Below are 26,217 nucleotides of genomic sequence, written 5' to 3' on the forward strand. Positions count from 1 at the left end.
CACCTGCCGACCGTCACCATGCACGTCCGGACCAGAGCGCGAACGCATACGCCGTCTCCTCCTCGCCGGGCTGTTCGCGCCCGGCGAGGTCGGCGAGGGTCCACGCCACCCGCAGGGCGCGGTCGACGCCGCGTGCGCTGATCTGCCCCAGGTCCATCGCCCGCCCCAGCACCCGCAGGGCCTCGGGCCGCACGGGGAACTCCCGCCGCAGGCGGGTGCCGGGGACCGCGGCGTTGGTCCGCCACGGCGTCCCGGCCAGGCGTTCCCCCGCCCGCATACGCGCGGTGTGCACCCGCTCGGCGACAACGGCGGAGGACTCCGCGAAAGCGCTGTCGGCGAGAAGCTCGGCGCGCGAGACCGGTTGCAGCTCCGTCTTGAGGTCGATGCGGTCCAACAGAGGGCCGGAGACCCGTGAGAAGTACCGGCGGCGTTCCCCTGCAGAACAAGTGCACAGCGCCCCGGGTTTCGCGCAGAGGCAGGGGTTGGCGGCCATCACGAGCTGGAACCGGGCGGGGAACGTGACCGTCGAGGCAGCGCGGGCCAGCACGACCTCCCCGCGTTCGAGGGGTTCGCGCAGCGAGTCCAGCACCCCGCGCCCGAACTGCGGCGCCTCGTCGACGAACAGCACCCCGTGGTGGGCCTTGGACACCCACCCGGGCGCCGGGAACCCGCTCCCGCCGCCGATGATCGAGGCGCGCGTGGAGGTGTGGTGGGGCGCGGCGAACGGCGGGAGGGTGATGAGCGGCGCCTCCGGCGGCAGCGTTCCGGCCACGGAATGGATCGCGGTGGCCTCCAACGACTCCGCCGGGCCCAACCGCGGCATCACCGTGGGCAGCCGTTCGGCGAGGAGGGACTTCCCTGTCCCAGGAGGCCCCAACATCATGAGGTTGTGGCCCCCGGCGGCGGCGATCTCCACGGCGCGGCGCGCGACGGGCTGGCCGAGCACGTCGGACAGGTCGGGCCCGTGTTCGTTAGCACGGGGTTCGCTCAGGTCGGGCTCGGTGCAGGAGGGTTCGCCCCCGCGCAGCCAGTGGCACAGGTCGGCGAGGTCGCTGACGCCCACGACGTCGACGTCGGGCACGAGCGCGGCCTCGGCGAGGTTCCCGGGTGAGACCACGAACCGCTTGAACCCCTGCTCCGCCGCGGCGACCACGGCGGGCAGCACCCCGCGCACCGACCGGGCGCGCCCGTCCAGACCGAGCTCGCCGATGAGCACGGTGTCGGTCAGCCGCTCCAGGGGCACGTCGCCCATCGCGGCCAGCAGCGCACCGGCGATGGCCAGGTCGAACAGGCTCCCGGACTTGGGCAGGCTCGCCGGGGACAGGCTCACCACGACCGATCCGGTGGGCCACCGCTCCCCGCAGTTGACCAGCGCGGCGCGGATCCGGTCGCGGGCCTCGCGCAGCGCGGCGTCCGGCAGCCCGACGAGGGTCACGGAGTTCTCTCCCCCGCCGCCGAGGTCGACCTCGACCTCAACGACGTGGCCACGGACCCCGACCAGGGTCAGGCAGTGGGTACGGGCGAAGCTCATCGGCGCATCCCCCGTTCGTGGGAGACGAAGACCCGTCCGCCCACCACCAGGACGGAGACGGTGTCCACCCGGGTCCGGGAGAGGGGAACGCCGTAATGCGCGGCCCAGTGGCGCGCCAGCCGGTACAGGCGCCGGCGCTTCTCCTCGGTGACCGCGCGTGAAGGGTGCCCGCGCACCAACGAGGTCCGGGTCTTGACCTCGGCGACGACGAGCACCGGCCCGTCACGGGCGAGCAGGTCGACTTCGCCCTCCCGGTTCCACCGGTTGCGCGCCAGCACCCGCATGCCCACACGGCGCAGATGCCGCGCGGCAAGGTCCTCTCCCCGGCCGCCCACGTCGCGCCGGTGCACCGCCCTGGGATCCATCGGTGACCACCTCCGATCACCACGGTGGGTGATCGGAGGTGGCCCCGCCAGAGCTCATTTTTTCCTGTGGACAGCGGTGGTCGCCCGGGCCCGCTGCCCGCGTCGTCAGGACCGTTGAGAGGCCGGTCCCGGGGATCCTTCGGTCAGGAACCGGAAGCGGGTCCGCCCGGATCCGTGGGCGGCAGCTCGAGGTCGGACTTGGTGATCTCCTCGACGTTGACGTCCTTGAACGTCACCACACGCACGTTGCGGACGAACCGGGCGGGCCTGTACATGTCCCACACCCAGGCGTCCTCCATCGCGACCTCGAAGTACATCTCCCCGTTCTCCGTCGAACGCGGCTGGAGGTCCACGTGGTTGGTGAGGTAGAACCGGCGTTCGGTCTCGACGACGTAGCTGAACAGCCCGACGACGTCCCGGTACTCGCGATAGAGCTGGAGCTCCATCTCGGCCTCGTACTTCTCCAGATCCTCAGAACTCATGTGCGCGCTCGCTTTCGTCAGCACTCTCCGGTCGTGGTGTGCTCGGTTCCTCCGGGCTCCATCATGCGTCACGGACGGGACCCACGTCCCCCGGAGCGCAGATTTTGTCGGCCGGAGTCGGTCACCGTACCCGAGAAACCCCCGGGTGTGGAGCCCGGGAGACCGCCGTCACTGCCCGGCGGCCTCGACCTCCTCGAACGCCGGCGGGATGCCCAGTCCGCCCATCTGGTCGAACGGCCAGATGATGACGAACGCGCGGCCGACGACGTGGTCGACCGGGACGGCACCGCCACCGGGGTTGTTCTGGTTCATGCGGGAGTCGTAGGAGATGGAGCGGTGGTCGCCCATGAGCCAGAGCTCGTCGGGGCCGAGCTCGATGGGGCCGAACTCGGTGTGGCTCTCGGTGCTGCCGGGGTAGAGGTAGTCGTCCTCGTCGAGGGGGACACCGTTGACGATGATGCGGTTCTGGTCGTCGCAGCACTCGACGGTGTCGCCGGGCAGACCGATGACCCGCTTGATGTACTCCTTGCCCGTCGGGGCCGCGCCGAGCTGCTGCTGCACCCACTGGAAGCCGCGCGCCACGGGGTTGGCGGGCTCGGCGACCTCCACGGTGTTGGGGTCGTCCCAGGAGCCGTCGCCGTCGAAGACCACGACCTCGCCGCGTTCGATGTCGCGGATCTGGTAGACGACCTTGTTGACCAGCACCCGGTCACCCACCAGGAGCGTGTTCTCCATGGACGTGGACGGGATGAAGAACGCCTGCATCACAAAAGTGCGGATGACGAACGCCAGGACCAGGGCGATCGCGATCAGGATCGGCAGTTCCTTCCAGAAGGAACCCGACCCCTTCTTTTTCTTCGTTGCGTTCTCGGACTTGCTCACCGTCTCCTCCGCCCTCTCCACCGGCTCCGGATCCTGCGTGCCACCGACCCCGGAGACACCACTGGCTCCCGTGTGCTCGTCGGGCACGCGGGAGCCAGAGTCGGAGCCGTGCTCCTCGGGGTCTGTTCGGTCGGGGTTCTCGTCGGGAACCCCGTCCGAACCGAGGTCCCTGTCGTCGTTGGTCATCAGTGCAAGAGCCTATCCGTTCTTCGACGGAGGTGGTGGGCTTCATCACCGATGAGGACGACCGGTTGCCGCAGGGCCTGTTCGGCGGTGGCCGTCGAACAGGCCCGCGCGGGCCGGCAGGGCCCGCGGAGCGGCAGCTACTTCTTGACGGGCTCCCGGCGCTCGCGGATACGGGCCGCCTTCCCGCGAAGGTCGCGCAGGTAGTACAGCTTGGCGCGGCGCACGCGGCCGCGGGCGACGACCTCGTACTTCTCGACCGCCGGGGTGTGGATCGGGAAGACCCGCTCCACGCCGACGCCGTAGCTGACCTTGCGGATCGTGAAGGTCTCGCGGTTGCCGGAACCCTGGCGGGCGATGACGGCGCCCTTGAAGACCTGGGTACGGGTGCGGGTGCCCTCGGTCACGCGGACGTGGACGGCGAGGGTGTCACCGGGACGGAAGTCCGGGACGTCGGTGCGCAGCTGGGCCTTCTCCAGCTCCTGAATGGCGGTGTGCATCTGATAATCCTCGTTGATAGCGCGCCGCGTCCTGTCCCCGCCGTGAGCGGGGAGGGGTTCGCGGGCCAGACCCTGACTCGGGACTGAACTGTCGGGACCCCGGATGACCGACACAGAGGCCGACGTCATGCCGCCGGCATGCGGATGCCACTGGTCACCAGGGGGGAACCCAACTAGTTTGCCACATGTTCTCCATCGCCCGGAACGGGACGTTCTGCGAGCACTTCGAGGTCACGGCGGTCGAAGGTGCCCTCCGGCGCGGACTCCACCAGGTCGGGGCGGTTGCGCGCCGTCTTGCGCAGGGCCTGGTCCCGGCGCCAGCGGTCGACGTGGCCGTGGTTGCCGGACAGCAGGACGGGTGGGACCTCGTGGCCGCGCCACTCGGCGGGCTTGGTGTAGACGGGGCCCTCGACGAGGTGTTCCATGCCTCCCGAGGCGAAGGAGTCCTGCACGTGGGACTCGCGGTTGCCGAGCACCCCGGGGAGCAGGCGGGTGATGGCCTCGACCATGACGAGGGTGGCCGACTCTCCCCCGTTGAGCACGTAGTCGCCGATGCTGATCTCCTCGACGGGCATGTGGCGGGCGGCCTCCTCAGCCACACGCGAGTCGATGCCCTCGTAGCGCCCGCACCCGAAGACGAGGTGTTCCTCCCCGGCCAGGCGTTCGGCGTCGGCCTGGCGGAAGGGCCGCCCGCTGGGGCTGGGCACGATCAGGCGGGCGGGGCGCTCCCCCACGACCTCGTCCAGGGCCTCGCCCCAGGGGCCGGGTTTCATGACCATGCCGGGGCCGCCGCCGTAAGGGGTGTCGTCGACGGTGTTGTGCCGGTCGTGGGTCCACGAACGCAGGTCGTGCACCTGCATCTCGAGCAGGCCGGCGGTGCGGGCCTTGCCGATCAGGGACAGCTCGAGGGGGGCGAAGTAGTCGGGGAAGATGCTGATGATGTCGATGCGCACGGCGTTCCTCACTCGGCCTTGCCGAGGTCGAGCAGCCCGGGCGGCGGATCGATGACCAGGCGCCCGGCCTCCACGTCGATCTCGGGTACGAGCGGGCCCACGAACGGCACGAGGGCCTCCTCGCCTCCGGGCCGTTCCACGACGAGCACGTCCTGGGCGTGGTGGAGCACGTCGGTGACCTCACCCACCTGTGTGCCGTCGGGGGTCTGCACGGCCAGCCCGATGAGCTCGTGGTCGTGGAACTCGTCCGGGTCGTCCAGGGGGGCGACGTCGGCGGACTCCACCTGCAGGACGGTTCCGCGCAGCGCCTCGGCGGCGTTGCGGTCGCGCACGCCCTCGAAGCGCACGAGCAGGCGCCCGCTGTGGTTGCGGGTGGAGGAGATGGTGAGCGGTCCGGCCGAGGCGGGGTCGGTCAGCAGCACCGTCCCGTCCGCGAAACGCGCGCCGGGGTCGTCGGTGCGCACCTCAACGGCGACGTCACCGCGGATGCCGTGGGCACGTCCGATCCGGCCGACGACGAGACGCATGGGGTTCTTTCCTTCCGTGGGCCCGCCCCCGGACGGGGCACGGGATGAAAGCGCCCGGGGCCCGTCTCGACGGGGTCCCCGGGCACGACTGTGGGGCGCCGACCGAACGGTCGACGCCCCCGCGAGGCGGTTCAGCGCACTTCGTGCAGGTCCAGCAGGTCGACGCGGACGTGGCGGCCCCCTGCGAGGGAGCCGACCACGGTGCGCAGCGCCCTGGCGGTCCGGCCGTTGCGGCCGATGACCTTGCCCAGGTCGTCAGGGTGAACCCGGACTTCCAGAACCTTGCCCTTGCGGAGCCTCTTGGTTCTCACCTGGACGTCGTCGGTGTTCGCAACGATCCCCTTCACGAGGTGCTCAAGCGCCTCTTCAAGCACGTCAGGCCTCGCCCTCGGACTTCTTGGCCTCGGCGGCTTCCTCGGCGGGCTTCTCCGCCTTGTCAGCCTTCTTCTCGGTCTTCTTGGCCTTGGTGGCCTTCTCCTGGCCCGGGAGCACGAGCTCCTTCAGCGCGGCCTGGAACTCGGCCTCCTTGGCCTCCGGGTCGGCCTTCTCGGGCACCTGGAGCGGCGCCGGAGCGGCCAGGCCCTTGAACTTCTGCCAGTCACCCGTCTTGCGCAGGAGAGCCTTGACCGGGTCGGTGGGCTGAGCGCCCACGGACAGCCAGTACTGAGCACGCTCCGAGTCGATCTGGATGAAGCTCGGGTGCTCCTTCGGGTGGTACGTGCCGATCTCCTCGATCGCCTTGCCGTCGCGCTTGTTGCGGGCGGAGGCGACGATGACACGGTACTGGGGCGTACGGATCTTGCCCATACGCTTGAGCTTCAGTTTGACAGCCACTGGAGTGGTCTTCTCCCGAATACGGTGTTGGCGCCCGGCGGAAGGCCGCGTGGGGCACGGCGCCCTACCGGACATGACGTGGGCGGCGGGCAAGTTAGAGGGCCGGCCCGTCCACCTTTAGTCGACTCCTCATTGTGCCAGACGTCCACGACTTACTTCGCCAGGACAGCGGCGCGTCTGTGTCACACCTGCGCACACGACGACGGGCCGGCCAGGAGATCCCGGCCGACCCGCGGTGCTACTTGTTCTTGGGAAGCTTGAAGTTCGACAGGTCGGGCATGTTCTGCCCGCCCAGGCCCGGGGGCAGCGTGGGCTGGCCACCGCCGCCGAGGCCCGGGGGAAGGTCGGGCATCTGCTGGCCGCCGCCCTCCTCCTGGCGCCGCTTGCGCTCGGCCTCGCGTTCGGCCTCCTGCTGGCGGGCCTTCAGGGGGTTGCCGCTGCGCTGCTTGCCCTTCTTGTCCTTCTTCTTCTGCTTCTTCTTGCCACCGGCCCCGCCGCCGGCCCCGGGCATCCCCGGCATGCCGGGCATCCCGCTCATGCCGCCGCCCTTCTTCATCTTGCGCATCATCTTCTGCGCCTCGAAGAAGCGGGTGACCAGGCCGTTGACGTCGCTGACCTCGGTACCGGAACCGTTGGCGATCCGCAGGCGGCGCGAACCGTTGATCATCTTGGGGTTGGCGCGCTCGGCCGGGGTCATCGACTGGATGACCGCCTGGATGCGGTCGACGTCCTTGTCGTCGATGCCCTCGATCTGCTCCTTCATCTGCCCCATGCCCGGCATCATGCCGAGCAGGTTGCCGATGGGGCCGAGCTTGCGGACCATCTGCATCTGCTGGAGGAAGTCGTCCAGCGTGAAGTCGTCGTCCGAGGCCATGGTCGAGGCCATCTTCTCGACCTCGGACTCGTCGAACGTGCGCTGCGCCTGTTCGATGAGCGTGAGCACGTCACCCATGTCCAGGATGCGCGAGGCCATCCGGTCAGGGTGGAAGAGGTCGAAGTCCTCGAGCTTCTCGCCGGTGGAGGCGAACATGATCGGGCGACCGGTGATGTGGCGGATCGAGAGCGCCGCACCGCCGCGGGCGTCGCCGTCGAGCTTGGTGAGCGCCACTGCGTCGTAGCCGACACCGTCGAGGAAGGCCTGCGCGGTGTTGACCGCGTCCTGACCGATCATCGCGTCGACGACGAAGAGGATCTCGTCGGGCGAGACCGCGTCGCGGATGTCGGCGGCCTGCTGCATCATCTCGGAGTCGACACCGAGGCGGCCGGCGGTGTCGATGATGACCACGTTGTGGTTGTTGTGGCGCGCGTGCTCGATGGAGGCGCGCGCGACCTCGACCGGGTCGCCCTGGCCGTTGCCGGGTTCGGGGGCGAACACCGGGGTGCTCGCGCGCTCACCGACCACCTGGAGCTGCGTGACGGCGTTGGGGCGCTGGAGGTCGGCGGCGACCAGGAGCGGGGTGTTGCGGTCGGCCGACAGCCACTTGGCGAGCTTGCCCGCCAGGGTGGTCTTACCGGCGCCCTGCAGACCCGCGAGCATGATCACCGTCGGCGGGTTCTTGGCGAACCGGACCTGCCGGGTCTCGCCGCCGAGGATCTCGACCAGTTCCTCGTTGACGATCTTGATGACCTGCTGAGCAGGGTTGAGGGCCTTGGAGACCTCTTCGCCGCGGGCGCGCTCCTTGATCCGCGAGATGAACTCGCGGACCACCGGCAGCGCGACGTCCGCCTCGAGCAGCGCGAGGCGGATCTCGCGCGAGGTCGCGTTGATGTCCTCCTCGGACAGCCGCCCCTTGCCGCGCAGCGAGGAGAAGACCGATGTCAGCCGGTCGGAAAGCGTCTCGAACACGAGTTTGGCCAGTCCTTCGTCTCGGAATTGATCTCCCAGCCTACCCGCCCGGAACCACCCTCCAGCATGCGGAGACGGCGGGCGGGGCGGCCCTTTCACACGTCGGCGGCCCCGTGTCCGTGCACGGGGCCGCCGGTGTCATCTCACGCGGGCGCGCCGCGGCGGAGGTCAGTCCTCCTCGTCGGCGCCCTCGTCGTCGGCGCCCTCGGTCTCCTCACCGTCGGCGAGGGTGGCCTCGCGCTGCTCCTCGAGCGCGGCGAGCATGTCCTCCTGCTGGCCGCCGGTCAGGCCGCGGGTGACCAGCTCCGCCTCGCCGCCGATCTCGTAGGACTGCTGGGTCTCGCTGACGATGTTGTAGTCGGCGCCGCAGGACAGCTCGAGGGTGTCACCGGCCTCGAGGCTGCCGCTGTCGTTGCACTCCTCGTCGCCGATGTCGTCGTTGCTGAAGGTCACGTCCATGCGGACGTTGACCGTGCCGACACCGTCGCCGCCCGCGTCGTGCACGGTCCCGGTCCAGGTGCAGGCGGGGCCCTCCTCGCAGTCCATCTCCGGGGAACCGGACCAGCCGATCTCCACGCGGGCGTCGCGGGAGCCGGTGAGCTCGTCCTCGGCGGTGGTGGTCAGCCCGTCGTACAGCTCGTTGACGGCGGTGCCGTCGGCCTCGGCGAGGTCCAGGCGCACCTGCGGGCCGGCCTCGGCGTCGGCGTCCGCGAGCTCCTCGATCTCGATGCGCTTGATCTGCTCGGTCTCGGCGTCGATCCAGAGCTGGTTGCGCTCGCCGGCCAGGTCGATCTTGTGGGTGAGCTCGCCGTCGAGGTTCTCCTCCTCGGCCTCCTCGCCCTCGACACCGATGTCCTCGATGATCTGGGCCAGGGCGGCGGGCGTGAGGGAGGCGCCCGGGTTGAGGCCGACCTGGGTGGCGTTGGAGCGCACCCAGTTGTCGTCGAAGTCGTCGAAGTCCGGGCCGAAGACGCCCTTGTCGAGCCAGAAGCTCTCGGCGGCCTTGACGTAGAGCTTGTCGTCGGCCTGCAGGACCTCCGCCTCGCCCTCGTTGAGGCGCAGGGTGCCGTTGGCGGCGCCGCCGTCGGCGACCGTGAGGGTGGTGTCCTGGACGTCGGCGCCGACGCTCTCGGCGATCTGGCCGTCGGCGACCAGCGCCGGGTACTCGGCCAGGTCGGCGAGCGCGCTCTCCAGGAGCGGCGCCGCGGCGACCGGCTCGTTCTCCTCGGCGGCGGGCTCGTCGTCCTCGCCGCCCGGGCGCAGGTGGCTCAGGTCGATCGAGCACCCGGCCAATCCGACCACGGCGACAGCGCTCGTCGCTGCGAGCAGCCACCGCCCGCGGCTGCGACCCCTGCTGTGACTAACCGGCGCCATCTTGCCTCCTGTCCCCGCTTGCCTGGGGCACTGTACGAATGAGCGTGAGTGTGTGGGGTGGACGGCGGCGCGACCGAACATGTGTGCTCGCCCCGTCCATGACGTCTGATGCCGACGCGGCCCCCGAGGTTGTGCCTCGGGACGATCCGTTCCACCGTCGCGTCCGCGGCCCAGGGCATCCGCCGCCGGGGCCGCGTGTGGTGGCGGCCTGCGTGAGACCTGCCGTCTCACCGACCTGAAAGGGTACCGAACGAACGGTACCGGGAACCCCGGTTGCCGGATCCGGCCACCCCGTGCACAGGCCGAGGGGCCGGCGGGAGGCGTTGCCCCCACCGGCCCCTGGCTCGTCCCACCGCTCTTGGTGGACCGGGTCCCGTTCCTCTTCGTCGAAGCTCAGGCCCCGGACCGCGGCGAGACCGTCTCCCCGCCCGGAGGCGTCGACGAGGAGACCGCTTCTTCCTCGAGCTCGTCGAGTTCGTCGAAGGCGTAGGCGGACTCGGCGTGCAGCTCGTGGTCGAGGCCGTTGGTCTCGACCTCCTCGGCGATCCGGAAGCCGATGACCAGGTCGATGATCTTGGCGATGACCCAGGTGACCACGAAGGTGTAGACCATCACGCCGAGGACCGAGACGGCCTGGGCGACGAGCAGGCCGATGCCGCCGCCGTAGATCAGGCCGGCAGCGCCCTCGCCGGGCACCGCGGAGCTGGCCAGGAAGCCGAGGGCGAGGCAGCCGACGATGCCGCCGACCATGTGGATGCCGACCACGTCGAGGGCGTCGTCGTACTTGAACTTGAACTTCCAGCTGATCGCGTAGGCGCAGATCGCACCGGAGAGCGCACCGACGGCGACGGCACCCATGGGGGTGACGTTGGCGGCCGCGGGGGTGATGGCGACCAGACCGGCGATGGCACCGGAGGCGAAGCCCAGCGCGCTGACCTTGCCGTAGCGCAGGCGCTCGACGAGCATCCACGCGGCGGTGGCAGCGGCGGTGGCGGCCTGGGTGTTGACCAGGGCCAGGGCGGCCTCCTCGTTGGCCGCGTAGGCCGAGCCGCCGTTGAAGCCGAACCAGCCGAACCACAGCAGGGCGGCGCCCAGGAGCACGAACGGCAGGTTGTGCGGGCGCATCGACTCGGAGCCGAAGCCCTTGCGGCGGCCGAGCACGATGACCAGGGCCAGGGCGGCGGCGCCGGCGTTGATGTGCACCGCGGTACCGCCGGCGAAGTCGATGACCTCGGGCAGGCCGGTGAACTCGTGCAGGCGGGCGACCCAGCCGTCACCCCAGACCCAGTGGGCCACGGGGAAGTAGACGAGCAGCGCCCACACGGGGGCGAACAGCAGCCAGGCGCCGAACTTGGCACGGTCGGCGATCGCGCCGCTGATGAGAGCGACGGTGATCACCGCGAACATCATCTGGAAGCCGGCGTCGACCAGGAGCGGGAAGCCGCCCTCCTCGTCGACCTCGGTGATGATGTTGCTGAGCCCGACGTAGTCGAACCCGCCGATGAACAGCTCGAGGGGCCCGTAGCCGGGTGCGTAGGTCAGGGAGTGGCCCACGGCCACCCACAGCACGCTGATCACGGCGATGGAGCCGAAGCTCATGAGCATCATGTTCAGCACGCTCTTGGCCCGGGACATGCCTCCGTAGAAGAACGCCAGGCCCGGGGTCATGAGCATCACCAGCGCGGCGCTCATCAGGAGCCACGCGGTGTTGCCGGTGTCAATCATCTCGTCGCCTCCAGGGGGACGGACAGTTCGGAGTGTGGTCGATGGGCGGTCAGCAGGCGCGTCATCGGGCCCGACGAGATCACCACGGACGCCACTGTCCGCCCGGGGTGTTTCCCGGCCGCGCCCGACGTGTTGCGCAGGGGTAAAAGGACAGGCGGCGTCGTTAAGCGGCCGTGAACACACGCGTCAGCCCGTGCGAACGCACGTGCGTCCGGGACGAACCGCCACGGAACCGCTGGTCGGAACCGGGTGCCGATCGATACACGGAACAGGATCCGGACACACGAAAGGGCCGCCGTCGCTCGGACGGCGGCCCGTGTAACACGCACGTGTCGGTTCCATGACGCGGCTCACACACGGCCGCGCGCTCGGTGGCCATTCCCGGGGACCGGAAACCCCCGGGGCTGCCGGGGTTCCGGGGACCGGCCGGGGTTCGCGGGGGCGAGGGGCGCTCAGCCCTCCAGAAGGGCGTCGACGAAGACCTCGGGGTCGAACGGGGCCAGGTCGTCGGGGCCCTCGCCCAGGCCCACGAGCTTGACCGGCACCCCGAGCTCGCGCTGCACCTGGACGATGATGCCGCCCTTGGCGGTGCCGTCCAGCTTGGTCAGCGCGATACCGGTGATGTTGACGACCTCGGCGAAGACCCGCGCCTGGCGCAGGCCGTTCTGGCCGGTCGTGGCGTCCAGTACCAGCAGGACCTCGTCCACCTGGGACTTCTTCTCCACGACCCGCTTGACCTTGCCGAGCTCGTCCATCAGCCCGGTCTTGGTGTGCAGGCGGCCGGCGGTGTCGATGATGACGGTGTCGACGCCCTCCTCGGTACCGCGCGCGACCGTGTCGAAGGCGACGCTGGCGGGGTCGGCGCCCTCCTCCTTGCTCACGACAGGGGCGCCCACACGGCCGCCCCAGGTCTGGAGCTGTTCGGTGGCGGCGGCGCGGAAGGTGTCGGCGGCGCCGAGCACGACACTGCGGCCGTCGCCGACCAGGACGCGGGCGAGCTTGCCGGTGGTGGTGGTCTTGCCGGTGCCGTTGACGCCCACGACCATGATCACGGCCGGGCGGCCGTTGTGCGGTTCGGTGCGCACGGTGCGGTCGGTGTCGCCGCCGATCTGGGCGAGCAGCTCCTCGCGCAGCAGCCCGCGCACCTCGTCGGTGCCGCGGGTGCCGAGGACCTTCACGCGGGTGCGCAGGTTCTCCACGATCTGGGTCGCCGAGGTGACACCGATGTCGGCGGTGATGAGGGTGTCCTCGATCTCCTCCCAGGTGTCCTCGTCGAGGGTGTCGGAGGAGAGCAGGCTGAGCAGCCCCTGGCCCAGGGAGCTCTGGGAGCGAGCCAGCCGGGCCCGCAGGCGCACCATACGCCCGGCCGACGGCGGCGGGGTCTCGATCTCGGGAGCCGGAGCGGGCTCGGGCTCCGCGACGGTCTCCCCGGGGGCGGGAGGCGCCTGTGACGGCGGGGTGGCGACGGTCCCCTCGTCGCGTTCCCGGTCCTCCTCGGGGGGTGCCGCGGTGGCGCCCCCGGTGACCTCGGGCCCGGCCTCGTCCTTGCCCGGAGCGACCGAGCGTCGGGTCCTGACCAGGAAGAATCCGCCGACGGCGAGGAGCACGACGACGATGGCAACGGCTGCGAGCAAGGTGATGTCCATAGCGCGGACAGTCTTTCAGAGTGCCGCACGCCTTCGCACCACACAGGCTCGCGGGCGCCCCAGCCCGGGGATCTTGCTACTGGAGCCGGGTTCAGCGCTGAAGTCGGCTCCGGTAGCAAGATCCTCGCAGGGAGGAGCCTCCCTCAGGTTGACCGGTGGCGGGTGGTCCGCAGGATCAGCACGAAGAAGGGCGCGCCCAGGAACGCGGTGACCACACCGATGGGCAGTTCCGCCGGTGAGACGAGGGTGCGGGCGGCGATGTCGACGAGCACCATGAACGCGCCGCCCACGAGCACGGTCACCGGCAGGATCCTGCGGTAGTTGGATCCCACGAGGCGGCGCACGATGTGGGGCACGACGATGCCGACGAAGCCGATCAGGCCGCTGACCGAGACCGCGGCGGCGGTGGCCAGGGACGCCGCGGAGATCACGAGGATCCGCACCAGCGTCGGGTTCATGCCCAGGCTCACGGCCTTGTCGTCGCCGAGGGCGAGCATGTCGAGCAGGTATCCGCAGGCCAGCAGGGTCACCAGGGCGACCAGCGCGTAGGGCAGGACGAGGTCCACGTCGTCCCAGCCCCCGCGGCCCAGCCCGCCGAGCAGCCAGGAGTAGATCTGCTGGAGCTGGTCGATGCCCATCTGCTGCACGAGGGTCTGGGCGGCCGACAGGAACGAGGAGACCGCCACCCCCGCCAGCAGCAGCGACGCGGTTCCCCCACCCCCGGCGGTCGAGCCGAGCAGGTACGCGGTGAACACACCCACGAGCGCGCCCACGAAGGCGGCCACGGGCACCATCGCCCGGGGTGCGTCGAACCACTCGGCGCCGAAGACCATGACCAGGGTCGCGCCCAGGCCCGCGCCGGCGGCCGCACCGAGCAGGAACGGGTCGGCGAGCGGGTTCCGGAACACACCCTGGTAGGCGCCGCCCGCGGTGGCCAGGAGCGCGCCCACGAGCACGCCCATGACCACGCGCGGCAGGCGCAGTTCCACGAGCAGGGCCACCTCCCGCTCGGTCAGCGGGGATTCCGTGCCGAACGGGAGGAGGCTGAACACGTGCCGGACGATGTCGGCGGCCGAGACCGAGGCCGCCCCGGCGCTGACGCCGAGCAGGACCGCGGCCACGAGCAGGGCGAGCCCGCCCAGGACCCACCCCGTGGGGAAACCGGCACCGCCCTTCAACTCAGGCTCCCTGCTCGCGGACGGCGTCGCCGATGCTCTCGGTCAGGTCGACCACACGCGAGCTCCAGCGGGAGGAGATGTCCGGGTCGAGCAGCTCGACGGAGTCGTCGGCCACGGCGGTGACGGCGTCGAAGGCGGGGCGCTCGGCGATCTCCTGCACGGTGTCCTCGTCGCCGTAGGCCAGGAAGATCAGGTCGGGGTCCTCCTCGACCACGTACTCCGCGGAGACCTGCGGGTAGCCGGCCGCGCTGCCGTCGTCGGCCTCGTCGGCGATGTTGACCAGGCCGAACAGGGAGTAGATCTGCCCGATGAAGGTCTCGGAGGTCGCCGCGTACATGCTGTCGTCGAGCTCGTGGTAAACGCTCAGCGGTTCGGCGTCGCCGACCTCCGCGCACACCTCCTCGACGGTCGCGGCGATCTCGGTCTCGACGCGGTCGGCCTCGGTGTCGGCGGCCTCGGTCTGCCCGGTGGCGTCGCCGAGCAGGCGCAGCTGGGCGTAGGTGCCCTCGAGGTCCTGGGCGGCGTCCAGGACCAGGGTGGGCACGTCGACCGAGTCGAGCTGGCCGGCGAGGTCGGCGTTGTCGCTGCCGACGACCACGAGGTCGGGGTCGTACTCGGTGATCGCCTCGACGTTGGGTTCGTAGCCGCTCAGGTCGGTGACGGGCGCCTCCTCGGGGTAGTAGGAGTACTCGTCGACCGCCTCGACCTGGTCGCCGGCGTCGATGGCGAACAGCATCTCGGTGTGGGTGGGCGAGAGGGAGACGATGCGCTCGGGCTCGTCCTCGATCTCGACCCCGTCGGCGTCGTCGTCGATGGCCGCCGGGAAGGTGCCGTCACCGACGCCGGGGCGGTCCGGGTCGGCCTCGGGCGGCGCGCACTCGGCGGCCGCGCCGTCCTGGGTCTCGTCGTCGGTGGCGGGGTCGTCGTTGCCGCAGGCGGTCAGGACCAGGGCGGCGCCGAGCAGTGCTGCGGGCAGTCTGCGTGCTGTGCGCACGATGCTCCTTGCATACCGGGGGAAGGAGCGCGACCCGGTGCACGAGACGGCCTGTCCTTCCCACGAGGACGGGGACGCCGGCACCGGCGAGGCGACCTGGCTCGTCCCCTCGCGTGGAGGGGCCTCACAGTTGCGGGACAGCGCCGGGTTCGGGGCCGTGTGCGGGGTGGCCCACCGACCGGACTTCGCTCGCTCGGTGCCGTTCGGGACGGGGTGTCACACACCTCCGGCCCAACCCTGCCACTGTACTGTCGCGGTGCCGGCGGGCTGCGCCGAGGACACGGCGAGCGCGTGCGGGGCGGCCGATCCCGCGCGGGGTGAGCATTGACACACCGTCCCCGGCGGGCAATGATCACTGAGCCGTGCGCGCCGAAACCAACCGACACGGACACACTTCGGCACATCCCCCAGCGCATGCACAACATGATCCCTGTTGGGGGCTGCCCATTCCCCCGGTGTCCTGAGGCGCGCACCGAGAAGGGATGTGTTGTCACGGTGGTACAACGCTCACGTCTGGCCCAGGTCGCCGGGCTGACTCTCGTCGCGGGCCTGCTCGCGGTGTCCCCCGCCCAGGCGGACCCGGTGTCGGAGCTCGCGCCGCTCCACCCGTTGCCCTCCTCCGACGGCGGTGAACCGGTGCACCAGGCCGAGGGCCTGTGGTTCGTCGAGCTGGAGAGCCCGCCGACCTCGGAGGGCACCGCGCAGGCCACGGTCGAGGGTGAACACGAACGCTTCCGCACCGAGGCCGACGACCACGGTCTGGTCTACGACGAACGCCACGCCTTCGACGAGCTGTGGAACGGGCTGTCGGTCGAGATGGAGGACGCGCAGGTCGGATCGGCCCGGCAGATCCCGGGTGTGAAGGCCGTGCACCCGGTGGTGCGCCACGAGATCCCCGAGGTCGACGACAGCGAACCCGACCTGGACACCGCGCTCCCCATGACCGGGACCGACATCGCGCAGAACGAACTGGGCCTGCGCGGCGAGGGGCTGCGCGTGGCCGTCATGGACACCGGCGTGGACTACACCCACCCGGACCTGGGCGGGGGCGACTTCCCCAACGACCGTGTGGTGGCCGGTTACGACTTCGTCGGCGACGACTACAACGCGGGCGACCCCGACTCCGACGTCCCGGAGCCGGACGAGGACCCGCAGGACTGCAACGGCCACGGCACACACGTGGCCGGCATCATCGGCGCGGAGGGCGAGGTCACCGGTGTGGCCCCCGAGGTCGAGATGGGCGCCTACAAGGTGTTCGGGTGCGAGGGCTCCACGGACTCCGACATCATGCTCGCCGCGATGGAGGCCTCCCTCGCCGACGACATGGACGTGCTCAACATGAGCATCGGCTCGGCGCACTCCTGGCCCCAGTACCCGACCGCGGTGGCCGCCGACAACCTCGTCGACCAGGGCGTGAGCGTGGTGGCCTCGATCGGCAACGAGGGCGCGAGCGGGCTGTACTCGGCCGGAGCCCCGGGCCTGGGCGAGCACGTCATCGGCGTGGCCGCGTTCGACAACACCCACATCATGACGGCGACAGCGCTGGCGCAGCCGGGCGGCGAAGAGGTCGCGTACATGGAGATGGACTCGGCGCCGGAACCGCCGACCTCGGGTGAGACCGACGAGATCGTGCACGTGGGCCGTGCCTGCCTGGACGAGGGGGACGAGCTCGATGACGACCCGGACGGGAAGACCGCGCTGATCGTCCGGGGCGACTGCGAGTTCGGCGACAAGTACCGGGCGGCGGTGGAGGCCGGGGCGACCGGCGTGGTCATGTACAACGACCAGCCCGGGATGTTCTCCGGCGGCGGCCTGCCCGACCTGGGCGCGTTCGCCGTGGGGATCTCCGACGAGGCCGGCGCGCACCTCATCGAGCTCGCCGAGGCCGGTGAGGCGCCGACACTGGAGTGGACCGACGAGGAGGTGCAGACCCCCAACCCGACCGGCGGGGAGATCAGCTCCTTCAGCTCGTTCGGGCTCTCCCCCGACCTGGACCTCAAGCCCGACCTGGGCGCCCCGGGCGGTCTGATCAACTCCACCTACCCGATGGAACTGGGCGAGTACGCGACGCTCAGCGGAACGTCGATGTCGGCGCCGCACGTGGCCGGCGGTGTGGCCCTGCTCCTGGAGGCCCGCCCCGACCTGGACTCGCACGAGATCCGCACCGTGCTGCAGAACAGCGCCGACCCGAAGGCGTGGTGGGGCGACCCGGACTCCGGTGAGCTCGACAACGTGCACCGCCAGGGCGCGGGCATGCTCGACGTGCCCGGTTCGGTGCTGGCCGGCACGACGGTGGCGCCCGGCAAGCTCGCCCTCGGAGCGACGGAGGGCGCGGTCACCGAAACGGTCACCGTCACCAACGACGGCGACACCGAGGCGACCTACACGATCGGCCACGAGTCGGCGGCGGGCACGCACGGCGACACGTTCGAGCCCTCGTTCAACGACGCGGCCGCCGAGGTGGACTTCTCCGACGACAAGGTCACGGTGGGTCCGGGCTCCTCGGTGGAGATCGAGGTCACCGTCACCCCGCCCGAGCGCGAGTTCGAGCAGATGGTCTACGGCGGTTACGTGACCGTGGACAACGGCGCCGACGGGCAGTACCGGGTCCCCTACGCCGCCTACAACGGCGACTACCAGGAGATCGAGGCGCTGCCGGTGGACGACGAGATGCCGGCGCTGACGCGGATCACCGAGTGCGCGAGCTTCGACGGGCTGGACTGCGTCGACGAGAGCGCGGTCTTCGATCCGCAGCCCGACGGTGCCTCGTTCACGATGGAGTGGGCCGACCACCTGCCGGACATGCCCTACTTCCTGGTGCACTTCTCGCACCACGTCACCGAGCTGCGCATGGTCGTCATCGACGAGCGGACCGGACGGCCGATCCACCCGGACCGCAACGTGGCCGTGCACGTGGACCACGTCAACCGCAGCGCCTCCCCCGACGCGTTCTTCAGTTACCCGTGGGACGGCAAGGTCGTGGACTCCCACGGCCGGGTCACCGACGTGGACGACGGGGAGTACCGGCTGGAGCTGCGTGCCCTGAAGGCGCTCGGCGACCCGGAGAACGAGGACCACTGGGAGACGTGGACCTCGCCGGTGGTCACCATCGACCGCGGCTGATCCGACCGGATCCACCGCACACGGGGGCCGTCCCGAGGGGGCGGCCCCCGTACGCATGCGGCACAAATGTTGCCACAGTCACAGCGAACGGTATGTGTGCTTGTTACACGCACCCATCACCATCTACCCCTGTGCCTTTGCGCAGTTCACACCGGGCCCGGGGCCGCCACGGCGGCCCCGGGCCTCTTGCTGCGCCCGAATACGCACACACCGCTGCCGATCGAACACGTACGGAGACCACCATGCACACAGCCACGGCCCTTCGCCCCCGGCCCTGCCGGGCGGGCTGATGGGGTTCATCGAATACACCGCGGACAGCATGCCCGCACTCCTGGGCGCGACCCTCGAACACACGGTCCTGGTGCTGCAGGGCCTGGGTCTGGCGGTCCTCATCGGTCTTCCCCTGGCGCTGCTGACCTACCGCCACCGTTCCCGTGGGGCCGTCCTGGCCGTGGCAGGGGTGTTCCTCACCATCCCCTCCTACGCCCTGTTCGGCCTGCTCATCACCCCCCTGGGCCTGGGAACGGCGCCGTCGGTCATCGCGCTGACCCTGTACGCGTTCCTGCCGGTCATCCGCAACACCGTCGTGGGCCTGCGCGAGGTCGACCCGGCCGTCGTGGAGTCGGCACGCGGCATGGGCCTCAGCCGCACCCAGACCCTGCTGCAGGTGGAGCTGCCCCTGGCCCTGCCGGTCATCGTCACCGGCCTGCGCGTGGCCACCCAGATGATCCTCGGGATCGCCGCCATCGCCGCCGCGGTCAACGGCCCCGGCCTCGGCAACCTCATCCTGCAGGGCCTCACCAGCGCGGGGACCCCGTTCGCGGTCTACCTCACGCTCCAGGGCGTCATCGGCATCGTCGTCCTGGCGATCCTGTTCGACCTGTTCTTCGCGGCACTGGGCCGCCTGACCACCACTCGGGGGATGATGATCCGTGCCTGACCACATGATCCAGCTCGTGGAGCTCACCAAGTCCTACCCGGGGCAGAGCGAACCGGCCGTGGACGCCCTCACCCTGGACATCCCCGAGGGCGAGATCGTCGTGTTCGTGGGCCCCTCCGGGTGCGGCAAGACCACCACGATGAAGCTGATCAACCGGCTCATCGAACCCACCTCCGGGCGCATCCTGCTGAACGGCGCCGACGTCACCGGCTCGGACCCCGACGAGCTGCGGCGCGGCATCGGGTACGCGATCCAGCAGACCGGCCTGTTCCCCCACCGCACCGTCGCCGAGAACATCGCGACCGTCCCCAAGCTCCTCAAGTGGGGCACCGAGCGCGTCCGGGCCCGTGTGGACGAACTCCTCACCATGGTGGGCCTCGACCCGGCCGAGTACCGCGGGCGTTACCCCAAGCAGCTCTCCGGCGGCCAGCAGCAGCGTGTGGGTGTGGCCCGCGCGCTCGCGGCCGACCCTCCCGTGCTGCTCATGGACGAGCCCTTCGGCGCGATCGACCCGCTCACCCGCGAGACCCTGCAGAACGAACTGCTGCGCATCCAGCGGGAGATCCGCAAGACCATCGTCTTCGTCACCCACGACATCGACGAGGCGGTCAAGATCGGCGACCGGATCGCGATCTTCTCCGAGCACGGCCGGGTCGCCCAGTACGACACCCCCGAGAAGGTGCTGAGCGAGCCCGCCGACGAGTTCGTCGCCGACTTCATCGGCGCGGGCGCCTCCGTCAAGCGCCTGTCCCTGACGCGGGTCGCCGACGCCGCGGTCGCCACGGACTGGCCCACCGTCCAGCGCGGTGAGCAGCCCAGGGAGAGCGACCGCGAGTTCCTGCTGGTGCTGGACGAGGGACGGGCCGTGGAGTGGCTCCCGCGCCGCGACGGCCGCGGTGGTCTGCCGGTGCTCAACGCGGTCGGCCCCGACCACACCCTCTACGACGCGCTCAACGCGATGCTGACCAACAACAGCGACGTCGTCGTGGTCACCGACGCCGAGGGCACCTACCGGGGGACCCTGGACATGCCCGCCATCCAGGACCTCATCCACGCCGACGACACCACCTCCGTGCCCCGGCGCGCCACGAAGGGGGAGGTGCGATGAGCACGGCGACCCGTCCCTCCGCCCCGGCCGTCCCCGAGGCGGCCCGCGCGACCCGGTACCTGCGCATCTTCGGTACCCCCGTCGCGCTGCTCGGTGTGGTCGCCGCGCTCTACCTGTACGTGGACGCCCAGGACCTGGACCGGATCGAGCAGCGCAGCCTCAACGCCGAGTACCTGGTCAGCCGGGCGGTCCAGCACCTGTCGCTGAGCGCGGTGGTCGTGGTGCTGATCCTGGCGGTGGCGATCCCGCTCGGCATCGTGCTCACCCGGCCGTGGGCCCGCAAGGCGGCCGGTCCGGTGCTGACGCTGGCCAACATCGGACAGGCCACCCCCACGTTCGGTCTGATCGTGCTGTTCGCCGTGGTCTTCATGACCTGGGGTGTGCACACCATCGCGATCGTCGCTTTCTGGCTGTACGGGATCCTGCCCGTGCTGCGCAACACGATGGTCGGTCTGGAACAGGTGGACCGCTCCGTCGTGGAGTCGGCCCGCGGCATGGGCATGTCCCGCGCCCGCGCGCTGATCAGCGTGGAACTGCCGCTGGCCGTCCCCGTCATGCTCGCCGGGATCCGCACCGCCCTCGTCGTCACCGTCGGCACGGTCGCGCTGGCCACCTTCGTGGGCGCCGGCGGCCTGGGCGACGTCATCAACAACGGCATCATCTCCAGCCGCGACACGGTGCTGCTGACCGGCAGCGTGCTCGTGGCCGTCCTGGCCCTGTTCATCGACTGGCTCGCCGGCCTGGTCGAGGACCTCTTCCGCCCCAAGGGTGTCTGACCGGCCCGGGCTTTCGACTCACGACAGAAGGGAGCACGCCATGGCCAGGACCTGGCTCTCCATGACCGCGGCCGGCCTCACGGCGGCCCTGCTCACCAGCGCGTGCGGGACCGGCGAGCCCGCCTCGACCGCCTCCGCCGACGCACCCAGCCCCGGCGAGGTCGACCTGTCCGGGGGCAGCATCGCCGAGGACCACGACCTCTCCGGGGTCGCACTGACGGTGGGGTCCAAGGACTTCACCGAGAGTGTGATCCTCGGCAAGATCACCGACTACGCCCTGCAGGCCGCCGGGGTCGAGACCACCGACCAGACCGGGTTGATGGGTTCCAACATCGTCCGGACCTCCCTGGAGAACGGCGACGTGGACATCTACTGGGACTACGCCGGCACCGGCTGGACCCAGTACCTGCAGAACGACGAGATGATCCGCGACGACCTCGAGCAGTACGAGCGCACCGCCGAGGACGACCTCGACCAGAACGGTATCGAGTGGATCGGCCCCGCCGCGTTCGGCAACCAGTACGGGGTCGCCCGCGCCGCCGACGCCCCCGGGCCGGCCGGTGAGGTCGACTCCCTGGACGAGCTGTCCGACTTCGTGCGCGAGCACCCGGACGAGGCCACGTTCTGCGGGGACGCCGAGTTCATGGACCGCGAGTGGGAAGCGTTCCAGGACTACTACGACGCCCCGTTCAACGCCGCCGACGTCTACCAGATGTCGCTGGCGCTGAACTACGTCAACGTCGCCAAGGCCGACCCGTGCAACTTCGCGGAGATCTTCACGACCGACGCGCGGCTGGAGTCGATGGGCCTGCAGGTCGTCGAGGACACCGACACCTACTTCACGACCCAGCTGGCGGCGATCACCGTGCGCCACGAGACCGCCGAGGAACACCCCGAGCTGCGCGAACTCGGCCTGGAGCTGGGTGAGGCGATCGACGAGGAGACCATCATCGCCCTCAACGGGATGGTGGACCTGGACGGCCTCAGCGAGGACGAGGCCGCCCTGTACTTCCTGCAGCAGGAGGGCTTCATCGGCTGACCGCCGGGGATCTTGCTACTGGAGCCAATATCGGCGCTGAACCCGGCTCTGGTAGCAAGATCCCCGCACGGGTGACCCCGTGGGTCACGGGCCCGGGGTGGTGCGCTCCAGCTTCTGGCTGATGACCTGGGAGATCCCGTCCCCCTTCATCGTCACGCCGTACAGGGCGTCGGCCGCCTCCATCGTGCGCTTCTGGTGGGTGATGACGATGNACGGGTGACCCCGTGGGTCACGGGCCCGGGGTGGTGCGCTCCAGCTTCTGGCTGATGACCTGGGAGATCCCGTCCCCCTTCATCGTCACGCCGTACAGGGCGTCGGCCGCCTCCATCGTGCGCTTCTGGTGGGTGATGACGATGAGCTGCGAGGCCGACCGGAGCTCCTCGAAGATCACCAGCAGGCGCTGCAGGTTGGTGTCGTCCAGGGCCGCCTCGACCTCGTCCATCACGTAGAACGGCGACGGGCGCGCCTTGAAGATCGCCGCGAGGAAGGCGACCGCGGTCAGCGAACGCTCACCGCCCGAGAGCAGCGACAGGCGCTTGACCTTCTTGCCGGGCGGGCGGGCCTCCACCTCGATCCCCGTCGTGAGCATGTCGTCGGGGTCGGTCAGCACGAGCTTGCCCTCGCCGCCGGGGAAGAGGCGGCCGAAGATCTCCGCGAACTCGCGCTCGACGTCGAGGAAGGCCGCGGAGAAGACCTCCTGCACCCGTGCGTCGACCTCCGCGACGATGTCCATGAGGTCGCGGCGGGTCTTCTTGAGGTCCTCGAGCTGGGCGTTGAGGAAGGCGTGGCGTTCCTCCAGCGCGGCGAACTCCTCCAGCGCCAACGGGTTGATCTTGCCGAGCTGGTTGAGCTTGCGCTCGGCCGCCTTGTACCGCTTCTCCTGCACCTCGCGCACGTACGGGATCGGGGCCGCGTCCTCCCCGGCGTCCGCGGGCGGGGGCACCGGGACCTTCGGCCCGTACTCGCGCACGAGGGTGGGCACGTCCACGCCCAGTTCCTCGGCCGCCTTGGTCTCCAGCTGTTCCAGGCGCATACGGCGCTCGGCACGGGCGACCTCGCCGCTGTGCGCTGAGCTGGTGAGCTTCTCCAGTTCCACGGAGAGTTCGCGGACCCGGGCGCGCACCGTGCGCAGCTCGGCGTCGCGCTCCTCCTTGGCGGCCTCGGCGGAGGCGCGTTCGGTCTCGGCGGCCGCGTGGGACCGGCCGATGCGTTCCAGGGACAGGCGTGCGCTCTCGGCCACCGCTTCGGCGACCTCGGCCTGGGCGATGCGGGTGCGGCGGCGTTCCGCGGCGCGTTCGACGGCGCGGCGTTCCTCGGCGGCCTGGGCGAGCAGGGCGTCGGCCCGCCCGGAGACCGACCGCACCCGCTCCTCGGCGGTGCGCACGGTCAGGCGGCGTTCCATCTCGGTGGCGCGGGCGCCGGAGGCCTGGGCCGCGAGCTCGTCGCGGACCTCGGGGTCGGGCGCCTCCTCCTCGACGGAGGCGGCCATCTCCTCGGCCTCGGCGTACTCCTCCTCGAGGCGTTCGAGCTTGGCCGCGTCCTCCTCGCGGGCGGTGCGGGCCTTCTCCGCCGCCTTCGCGTAACGTTCGGCCTCCGCCTCGGCGGAGCGGGCCTGACCGCCGAGCTTGCCGAGCTTCTGCGCGCTCTCGTTGCGCTTGCGGTCGCCCTGCTTGCGCCGCGCGGCAAGCTCCTCCACCTGCTCGGAGCAGCCGCGGCGTTCGGTCTTGGCCTCGGCGAGGGCCTCACCGGCCGCGCGGGCGGTCTCGGTGGCCGACTCCAGGGCCTCGGCGGCCTCGTCGACCGCGGCCTGCACCTCGAGGAGGCTGGGCGCGCCGGCCGAACCGCCGTGCACCATGACCGGGGTGAACACGTCGCCCTCGGGTGTCACCGCGCGCACCTGCGGGAGCTTGTCCACCAGGTCGCGGGCGCGGGCGGCACTGTCGACGAGGGCGGTGCGGTCCAGGAGCGCGGCCACGGTCCCGGCGAGGTGTTCGGGCGCCACGACCGCGTCCAGGGCCCAGGTCACCCCGTCGGGCAGGGACGGCCATTCCCCGCGGGGCACCCCTCCCAGGCCTGCCTCGGTGGCGGCGCGGGCGACGACGATGCCCGCACGTCCGGCGTCCTCCGAACGCAACAGGTCCAGCGCGGCCGCTGCGGCGTCGGGGTCGGCGACGGCCACGGCACCGGCGGCCTGCCCGAAGGCGGAGGCGACCGCGGTCTCGTGCCCGCCCTCGACCTGCACCATCGTCGGCAGGCTGCCCAGGGTCCCGGGCAGGTCGGCACCGAGCAGGGTGTCGGCGCCGTCCTTGCTGGCCAGGCCGAGCTCCAGGGCCTCCTTGCGGGCGGACAGGGCGGCCCGTTCGTTCTCGGCGGTGCGCTCCTCGTCGCGGAGCCGGTTGAGGCGCTCCTCCACCTCCGCGAGGCGGGCGGCGGCCTCCTCCTGGGCGGCGTCCATCTCGGCGTCGCCCTCGTCGAGCCCGGTGGACTCCTCGGCGGCGGCCTCGTACTCGGCCTGGGCCTCCTCCGAGCGCCGGGCGGCCTCCTGCGCGGCCTCCTCGGACCGGGCGATCTCCTCGTCGGCCGAGGCCAGGCGCGAACGCAGGCTCTCCACCCGGGTCCCCATCCGCACGATGCCCTCGCGGCGTTCGGCGGCGGCGCGGTTGGCGGCCTCCAGGCGCTTCTCCTCGCGGTGGAGGGAGTCCTCGGCGGCGCCGCGCTCGGTGACGGCGGCCTCGAGCTGCTCGCGCGCCTCCTCCAGGCGTTCGGCGAGCTCCTCCTCCTGGGCGGCGGCCTCCTCGGCCTCCATCTCCAGTTCTTCGGGGTCACGCCGGTGGACCGGTTCGCCGGAGTCGGCGGCGAGGTGGCGGTGGCGTTCGCCGGCCAGCCCGCGCACGGCGTCGAGGCGTTCGGTGAGGCGGGAGAGCGCGTGGTAGGTCTCGGTGGCCGTGGCCAGGGCGGGGGCGGCCGCGGTGGCCTGGGACTCCAGCTCGCCCTCACGCTCCTGTGCGCGCTTGAGGGAGGTCTCGGTGGCCGTGCGCTTGGCCAGGACCTCCTTCTCGTCGGCCTCCTCCTTGGCGAGCTGGTCGGTGAGGGTGACGATGTCGTCGGCGAGCAGGCGCAGGCGGGCATCGCGCAGGTCGGCCTGGATCACGGCGGCCTTGCGGGCGAGCTCGGCCTGGCGGCCCAGGGGTTTGAGCTGGCGGCGCAGTTCCGAGGTCAGGTCGGTGACGCGGTCCAGGTTGCCCTGCATCGCGTTGAGCTTGCGGATCGCCTTCTCTTTGCGCTTGCGGTGCTTGAGGATGCCTGCGGCCTCCTCGATGAGCCCGCGGCGTTCCTCCGGCCCGGCGTGCAGGACGGTGTCGAGCTGGCCCTGGCCGACGATGACGTGCATCTCGCGGCCGATGCCGGAGTCGCTGAGGAGGTCCTGGATGTCGAGCAGCCGGCACGTGTCGCCGTTGATCGCGTACTCCGAGCCGCCGTTGCGGAACATGGTCCGCTTGATGGTGACCTCGGTGTAGTCGATGGGCAGGGCGCCGTCGCTGTTGTCGATGGTGAGGCTGACCTCGGCGCGGCCCAGCGCCTGGCGGGTGGAGGTGCCCGCGAAGATGACGTCCTCCATCTTGCCGCCGCGCAGGGACTTCGCCCCCTGCTCACCCATGACCCAGGAGAGCGCGTCCACGACGTTGGACTTGCCGGAGCCGTTGGGCCCCACGACGCAGGTGATTCCGGGTTCGAAACGCAGGGCGGTGGACGACGCGAACGACTTGAAGCCGCGCAGCGTCATTTTCTTGAGATACACCCACACCTCCGGAACGGTCACCGCTTTTGCACACGGGCGGCCACACAAGGGTGCCACGAAGCGGTGACCGGCGGGGATGGGAACGGCCGAGGTGGCTGATCACACGGGGTGCGTTCCCGGTGCTGCCGCCCGCCCGGGGCGGTACGGCGCAGGCACGGCGGCCCGTCGCAGGGCCGTCTCGGGAAGGGGATGTGAGAGGGGGGATGTCCGGCGGACACGGAGGGTTGTCGCTCGGGCCGCCGGGTACAACGTCAATAGAGCCGCAACGGAAAGGAAAGGATCGTGCGGGCGGTGGAAAAGGGTCGGCCGCGTGGCGGTTCGGTGTGATCCCCAGGGACGCCTGGATCGTGCCTTCGGCGTCCCCGTCAAAGGATCCTCACGCCGGCGGTGGGTGACGGTTCGGAGCCGTCAC

The 26,217-nt window shown here is 70.8% G+C and carries 21 protein-coding genes; 5 read left to right on the forward strand and 16 right to left on the reverse strand.

From position 1 onward, the window contains the following. Nucleotides 1–13: 13 nt before the first annotated feature. From IDM40_RS15285 to IDM40_RS15355, 15 genes are all read right to left on the reverse strand, one after another. Entirely contained in the window at nucleotides 14–1,531 is a 1,518-nt protein-coding gene (locus IDM40_RS15285; RefSeq protein WP_193122677.1) for a YifB family Mg chelatase-like AAA ATPase, read from the reverse strand. Beyond that, on the reverse strand, nucleotides 1,528–1,896 hold the full coding sequence (locus tag IDM40_RS15290; protein ID WP_193122678.1) for a YraN family protein: 369 nt from the start codon (nucleotides 1,894–1,896) through the stop codon (nucleotides 1,528–1,530). The genes IDM40_RS15285 and IDM40_RS15290 overlap by 4 nt, the downstream gene beginning before the upstream one ends. A 143-nt stretch (nucleotides 1,897–2,039) precedes the next feature. Then, complete coding sequence (locus IDM40_RS15295) at nucleotides 2,040–2,378, reverse strand: DUF2469 domain-containing protein (protein ID WP_017614712.1); 339 nt, start codon at nucleotides 2,376–2,378, stop codon at nucleotides 2,040–2,042. Between the two features lie 168 nt (nucleotides 2,379–2,546). Then, a complete protein-coding gene (lepB, locus tag IDM40_RS15300) occupies nucleotides 2,547–3,446 on the reverse strand; it encodes a signal peptidase I (protein ID WP_193122679.1) in 900 nt (299 codons plus the stop codon). A gap of 137 nt (nucleotides 3,447–3,583) precedes the next feature. Further along, nucleotides 3,584–3,943: a 50S ribosomal protein L19 gene (rplS, locus tag IDM40_RS15305; RefSeq protein ID WP_193122680.1), complete on the reverse strand. Its 360-nt coding sequence runs from the start codon at nucleotides 3,941–3,943 to the stop codon at nucleotides 3,584–3,586. A 173-nt stretch (nucleotides 3,944–4,116) separates the two neighbouring features. Further along, nucleotides 4,117–4,896, reverse strand: coding sequence for a tRNA (guanosine(37)-N1)-methyltransferase TrmD (gene trmD / locus IDM40_RS15310; RefSeq protein WP_193122681.1), 780 nt, complete (start codon nucleotides 4,894–4,896; stop codon nucleotides 4,117–4,119). Nucleotides 4,897–4,904: 8 nt separating this feature from the next. Beyond that, nucleotides 4,905–5,423: a ribosome maturation factor RimM gene (gene rimM, locus IDM40_RS15315; protein ID WP_193122682.1), complete on the reverse strand. Its 519-nt coding sequence runs from the start codon at nucleotides 5,421–5,423 to the stop codon at nucleotides 4,905–4,907. Between the two features lie 131 nt (nucleotides 5,424–5,554). Beyond that, nucleotides 5,555–5,797 (reverse strand): RNA-binding protein, encoded by a 243-nt coding sequence (locus IDM40_RS15320; RefSeq protein ID WP_193122683.1) that lies wholly within the window; start codon nucleotides 5,795–5,797, stop codon nucleotides 5,555–5,557. Nucleotide 5,798: 1 nt separating this feature from the next. Further along, nucleotides 5,799–6,257: a 30S ribosomal protein S16 gene (rpsP, locus tag IDM40_RS15325; protein ID WP_193122684.1), complete on the reverse strand. Its 459-nt coding sequence runs from the start codon at nucleotides 6,255–6,257 to the stop codon at nucleotides 5,799–5,801. 238 nt (nucleotides 6,258–6,495) lie between these two features. Further along, nucleotides 6,496–8,103 (reverse strand): signal recognition particle protein, encoded by a 1,608-nt coding sequence (ffh, locus tag IDM40_RS15330; protein ID WP_193122685.1) that lies wholly within the window; start codon nucleotides 8,101–8,103, stop codon nucleotides 6,496–6,498. Nucleotides 8,104–8,271: 168 nt separating this feature from the next. Then, nucleotides 8,272–9,477, reverse strand: a complete 1,206-nt coding sequence (locus IDM40_RS15335; RefSeq protein ID WP_193122686.1) for a hypothetical protein — start codon at nucleotides 9,475–9,477, stop codon at nucleotides 8,272–8,274. Nucleotides 9,478–9,870: 393 nt separating this feature from the next. After that, complete coding sequence (locus tag IDM40_RS15340) at nucleotides 9,871–11,202, reverse strand: ammonium transporter (protein ID WP_193122687.1); 1,332 nt, start codon at nucleotides 11,200–11,202, stop codon at nucleotides 9,871–9,873. Nucleotides 11,203–11,654: 452 nt separating this feature from the next. Beyond that, on the reverse strand, nucleotides 11,655–12,848 hold the full coding sequence (gene ftsY, locus IDM40_RS15345) for a signal recognition particle-docking protein FtsY (RefSeq protein WP_193122688.1): 1,194 nt from the start codon (nucleotides 12,846–12,848) through the stop codon (nucleotides 11,655–11,657). 143 nt (nucleotides 12,849–12,991) lie between these two features. Then, nucleotides 12,992–14,026 (reverse strand): FecCD family ABC transporter permease, encoded by a 1,035-nt coding sequence (locus IDM40_RS15350; protein ID WP_193122689.1) that lies wholly within the window; start codon nucleotides 14,024–14,026, stop codon nucleotides 12,992–12,994. A gap of 1 nt (nucleotide 14,027) precedes the next feature. Continuing rightward, the gene (locus tag IDM40_RS15355) at nucleotides 14,028–15,020 is read right to left on the reverse strand and encodes an ABC transporter substrate-binding protein (protein WP_193122690.1); all 993 of its coding nucleotides are present in this window, start codon (nucleotides 15,018–15,020) and stop codon (nucleotides 14,028–14,030) included. A gap of 495 nt (nucleotides 15,021–15,515) precedes the next feature. On the opposite strand from IDM40_RS15355, the gene IDM40_RS15360 reads away from it, so the two are divergent. From IDM40_RS15360 to IDM40_RS15380, 5 genes are all read left to right on the forward strand, one after another. Then, on the forward strand, nucleotides 15,516–18,143 hold the full coding sequence (locus IDM40_RS15360) for a S8 family serine peptidase (RefSeq protein ID WP_328807029.1): 2,628 nt from the start codon (nucleotides 15,516–15,518) through the stop codon (nucleotides 18,141–18,143). A 289-nt stretch (nucleotides 18,144–18,432) separates the two neighbouring features. Then, nucleotides 18,433–19,083, forward strand: a complete 651-nt coding sequence (locus IDM40_RS15365) for an ABC transporter permease (protein ID WP_193122691.1) — start codon at nucleotides 18,433–18,435, stop codon at nucleotides 19,081–19,083. Between the two features lie 4 nt (nucleotides 19,084–19,087). After that, entirely contained in the window at nucleotides 19,088–20,191 is a 1,104-nt protein-coding gene (locus tag IDM40_RS15370; protein WP_193122738.1) for an ABC transporter ATP-binding protein, read from the forward strand. Continuing rightward, nucleotides 20,188–20,967 carry an ABC transporter permease gene (locus IDM40_RS15375; RefSeq protein ID WP_193122692.1) on the forward strand — a complete coding sequence of 260 codons (780 nt, stop codon included), beginning with the start codon at nucleotides 20,188–20,190 and terminating at the stop codon, nucleotides 20,965–20,967. Before IDM40_RS15370 ends, IDM40_RS15375 begins: the two co-directional genes overlap by 4 nt. A 40-nt stretch (nucleotides 20,968–21,007) precedes the next feature. After that, nucleotides 21,008–22,006: a glycine betaine ABC transporter substrate-binding protein gene (locus IDM40_RS15380; protein WP_193122693.1), complete on the forward strand. Its 999-nt coding sequence runs from the start codon at nucleotides 21,008–21,010 to the stop codon at nucleotides 22,004–22,006. 229 nt (nucleotides 22,007–22,235) lie between these two features. On the opposite strand, the gene smc is transcribed toward IDM40_RS15380, so the two are convergent. Next, the gene (smc, locus tag IDM40_RS15385) at nucleotides 22,236–25,805 is read right to left on the reverse strand and encodes a chromosome segregation protein SMC (protein ID WP_193122694.1); all 3,570 of its coding nucleotides are present in this window, start codon (nucleotides 25,803–25,805) and stop codon (nucleotides 22,236–22,238) included. Nucleotides 25,806–26,217 lie beyond the last annotated feature (412 nt).

Origin of the sequence: Nocardiopsis coralli, from assembly GCF_014892575.1 — a bacterium.
Lineage (GTDB): Bacteria > Actinomycetota > Actinomycetes > Streptosporangiales > Streptosporangiaceae > Nocardiopsis > Nocardiopsis coralli.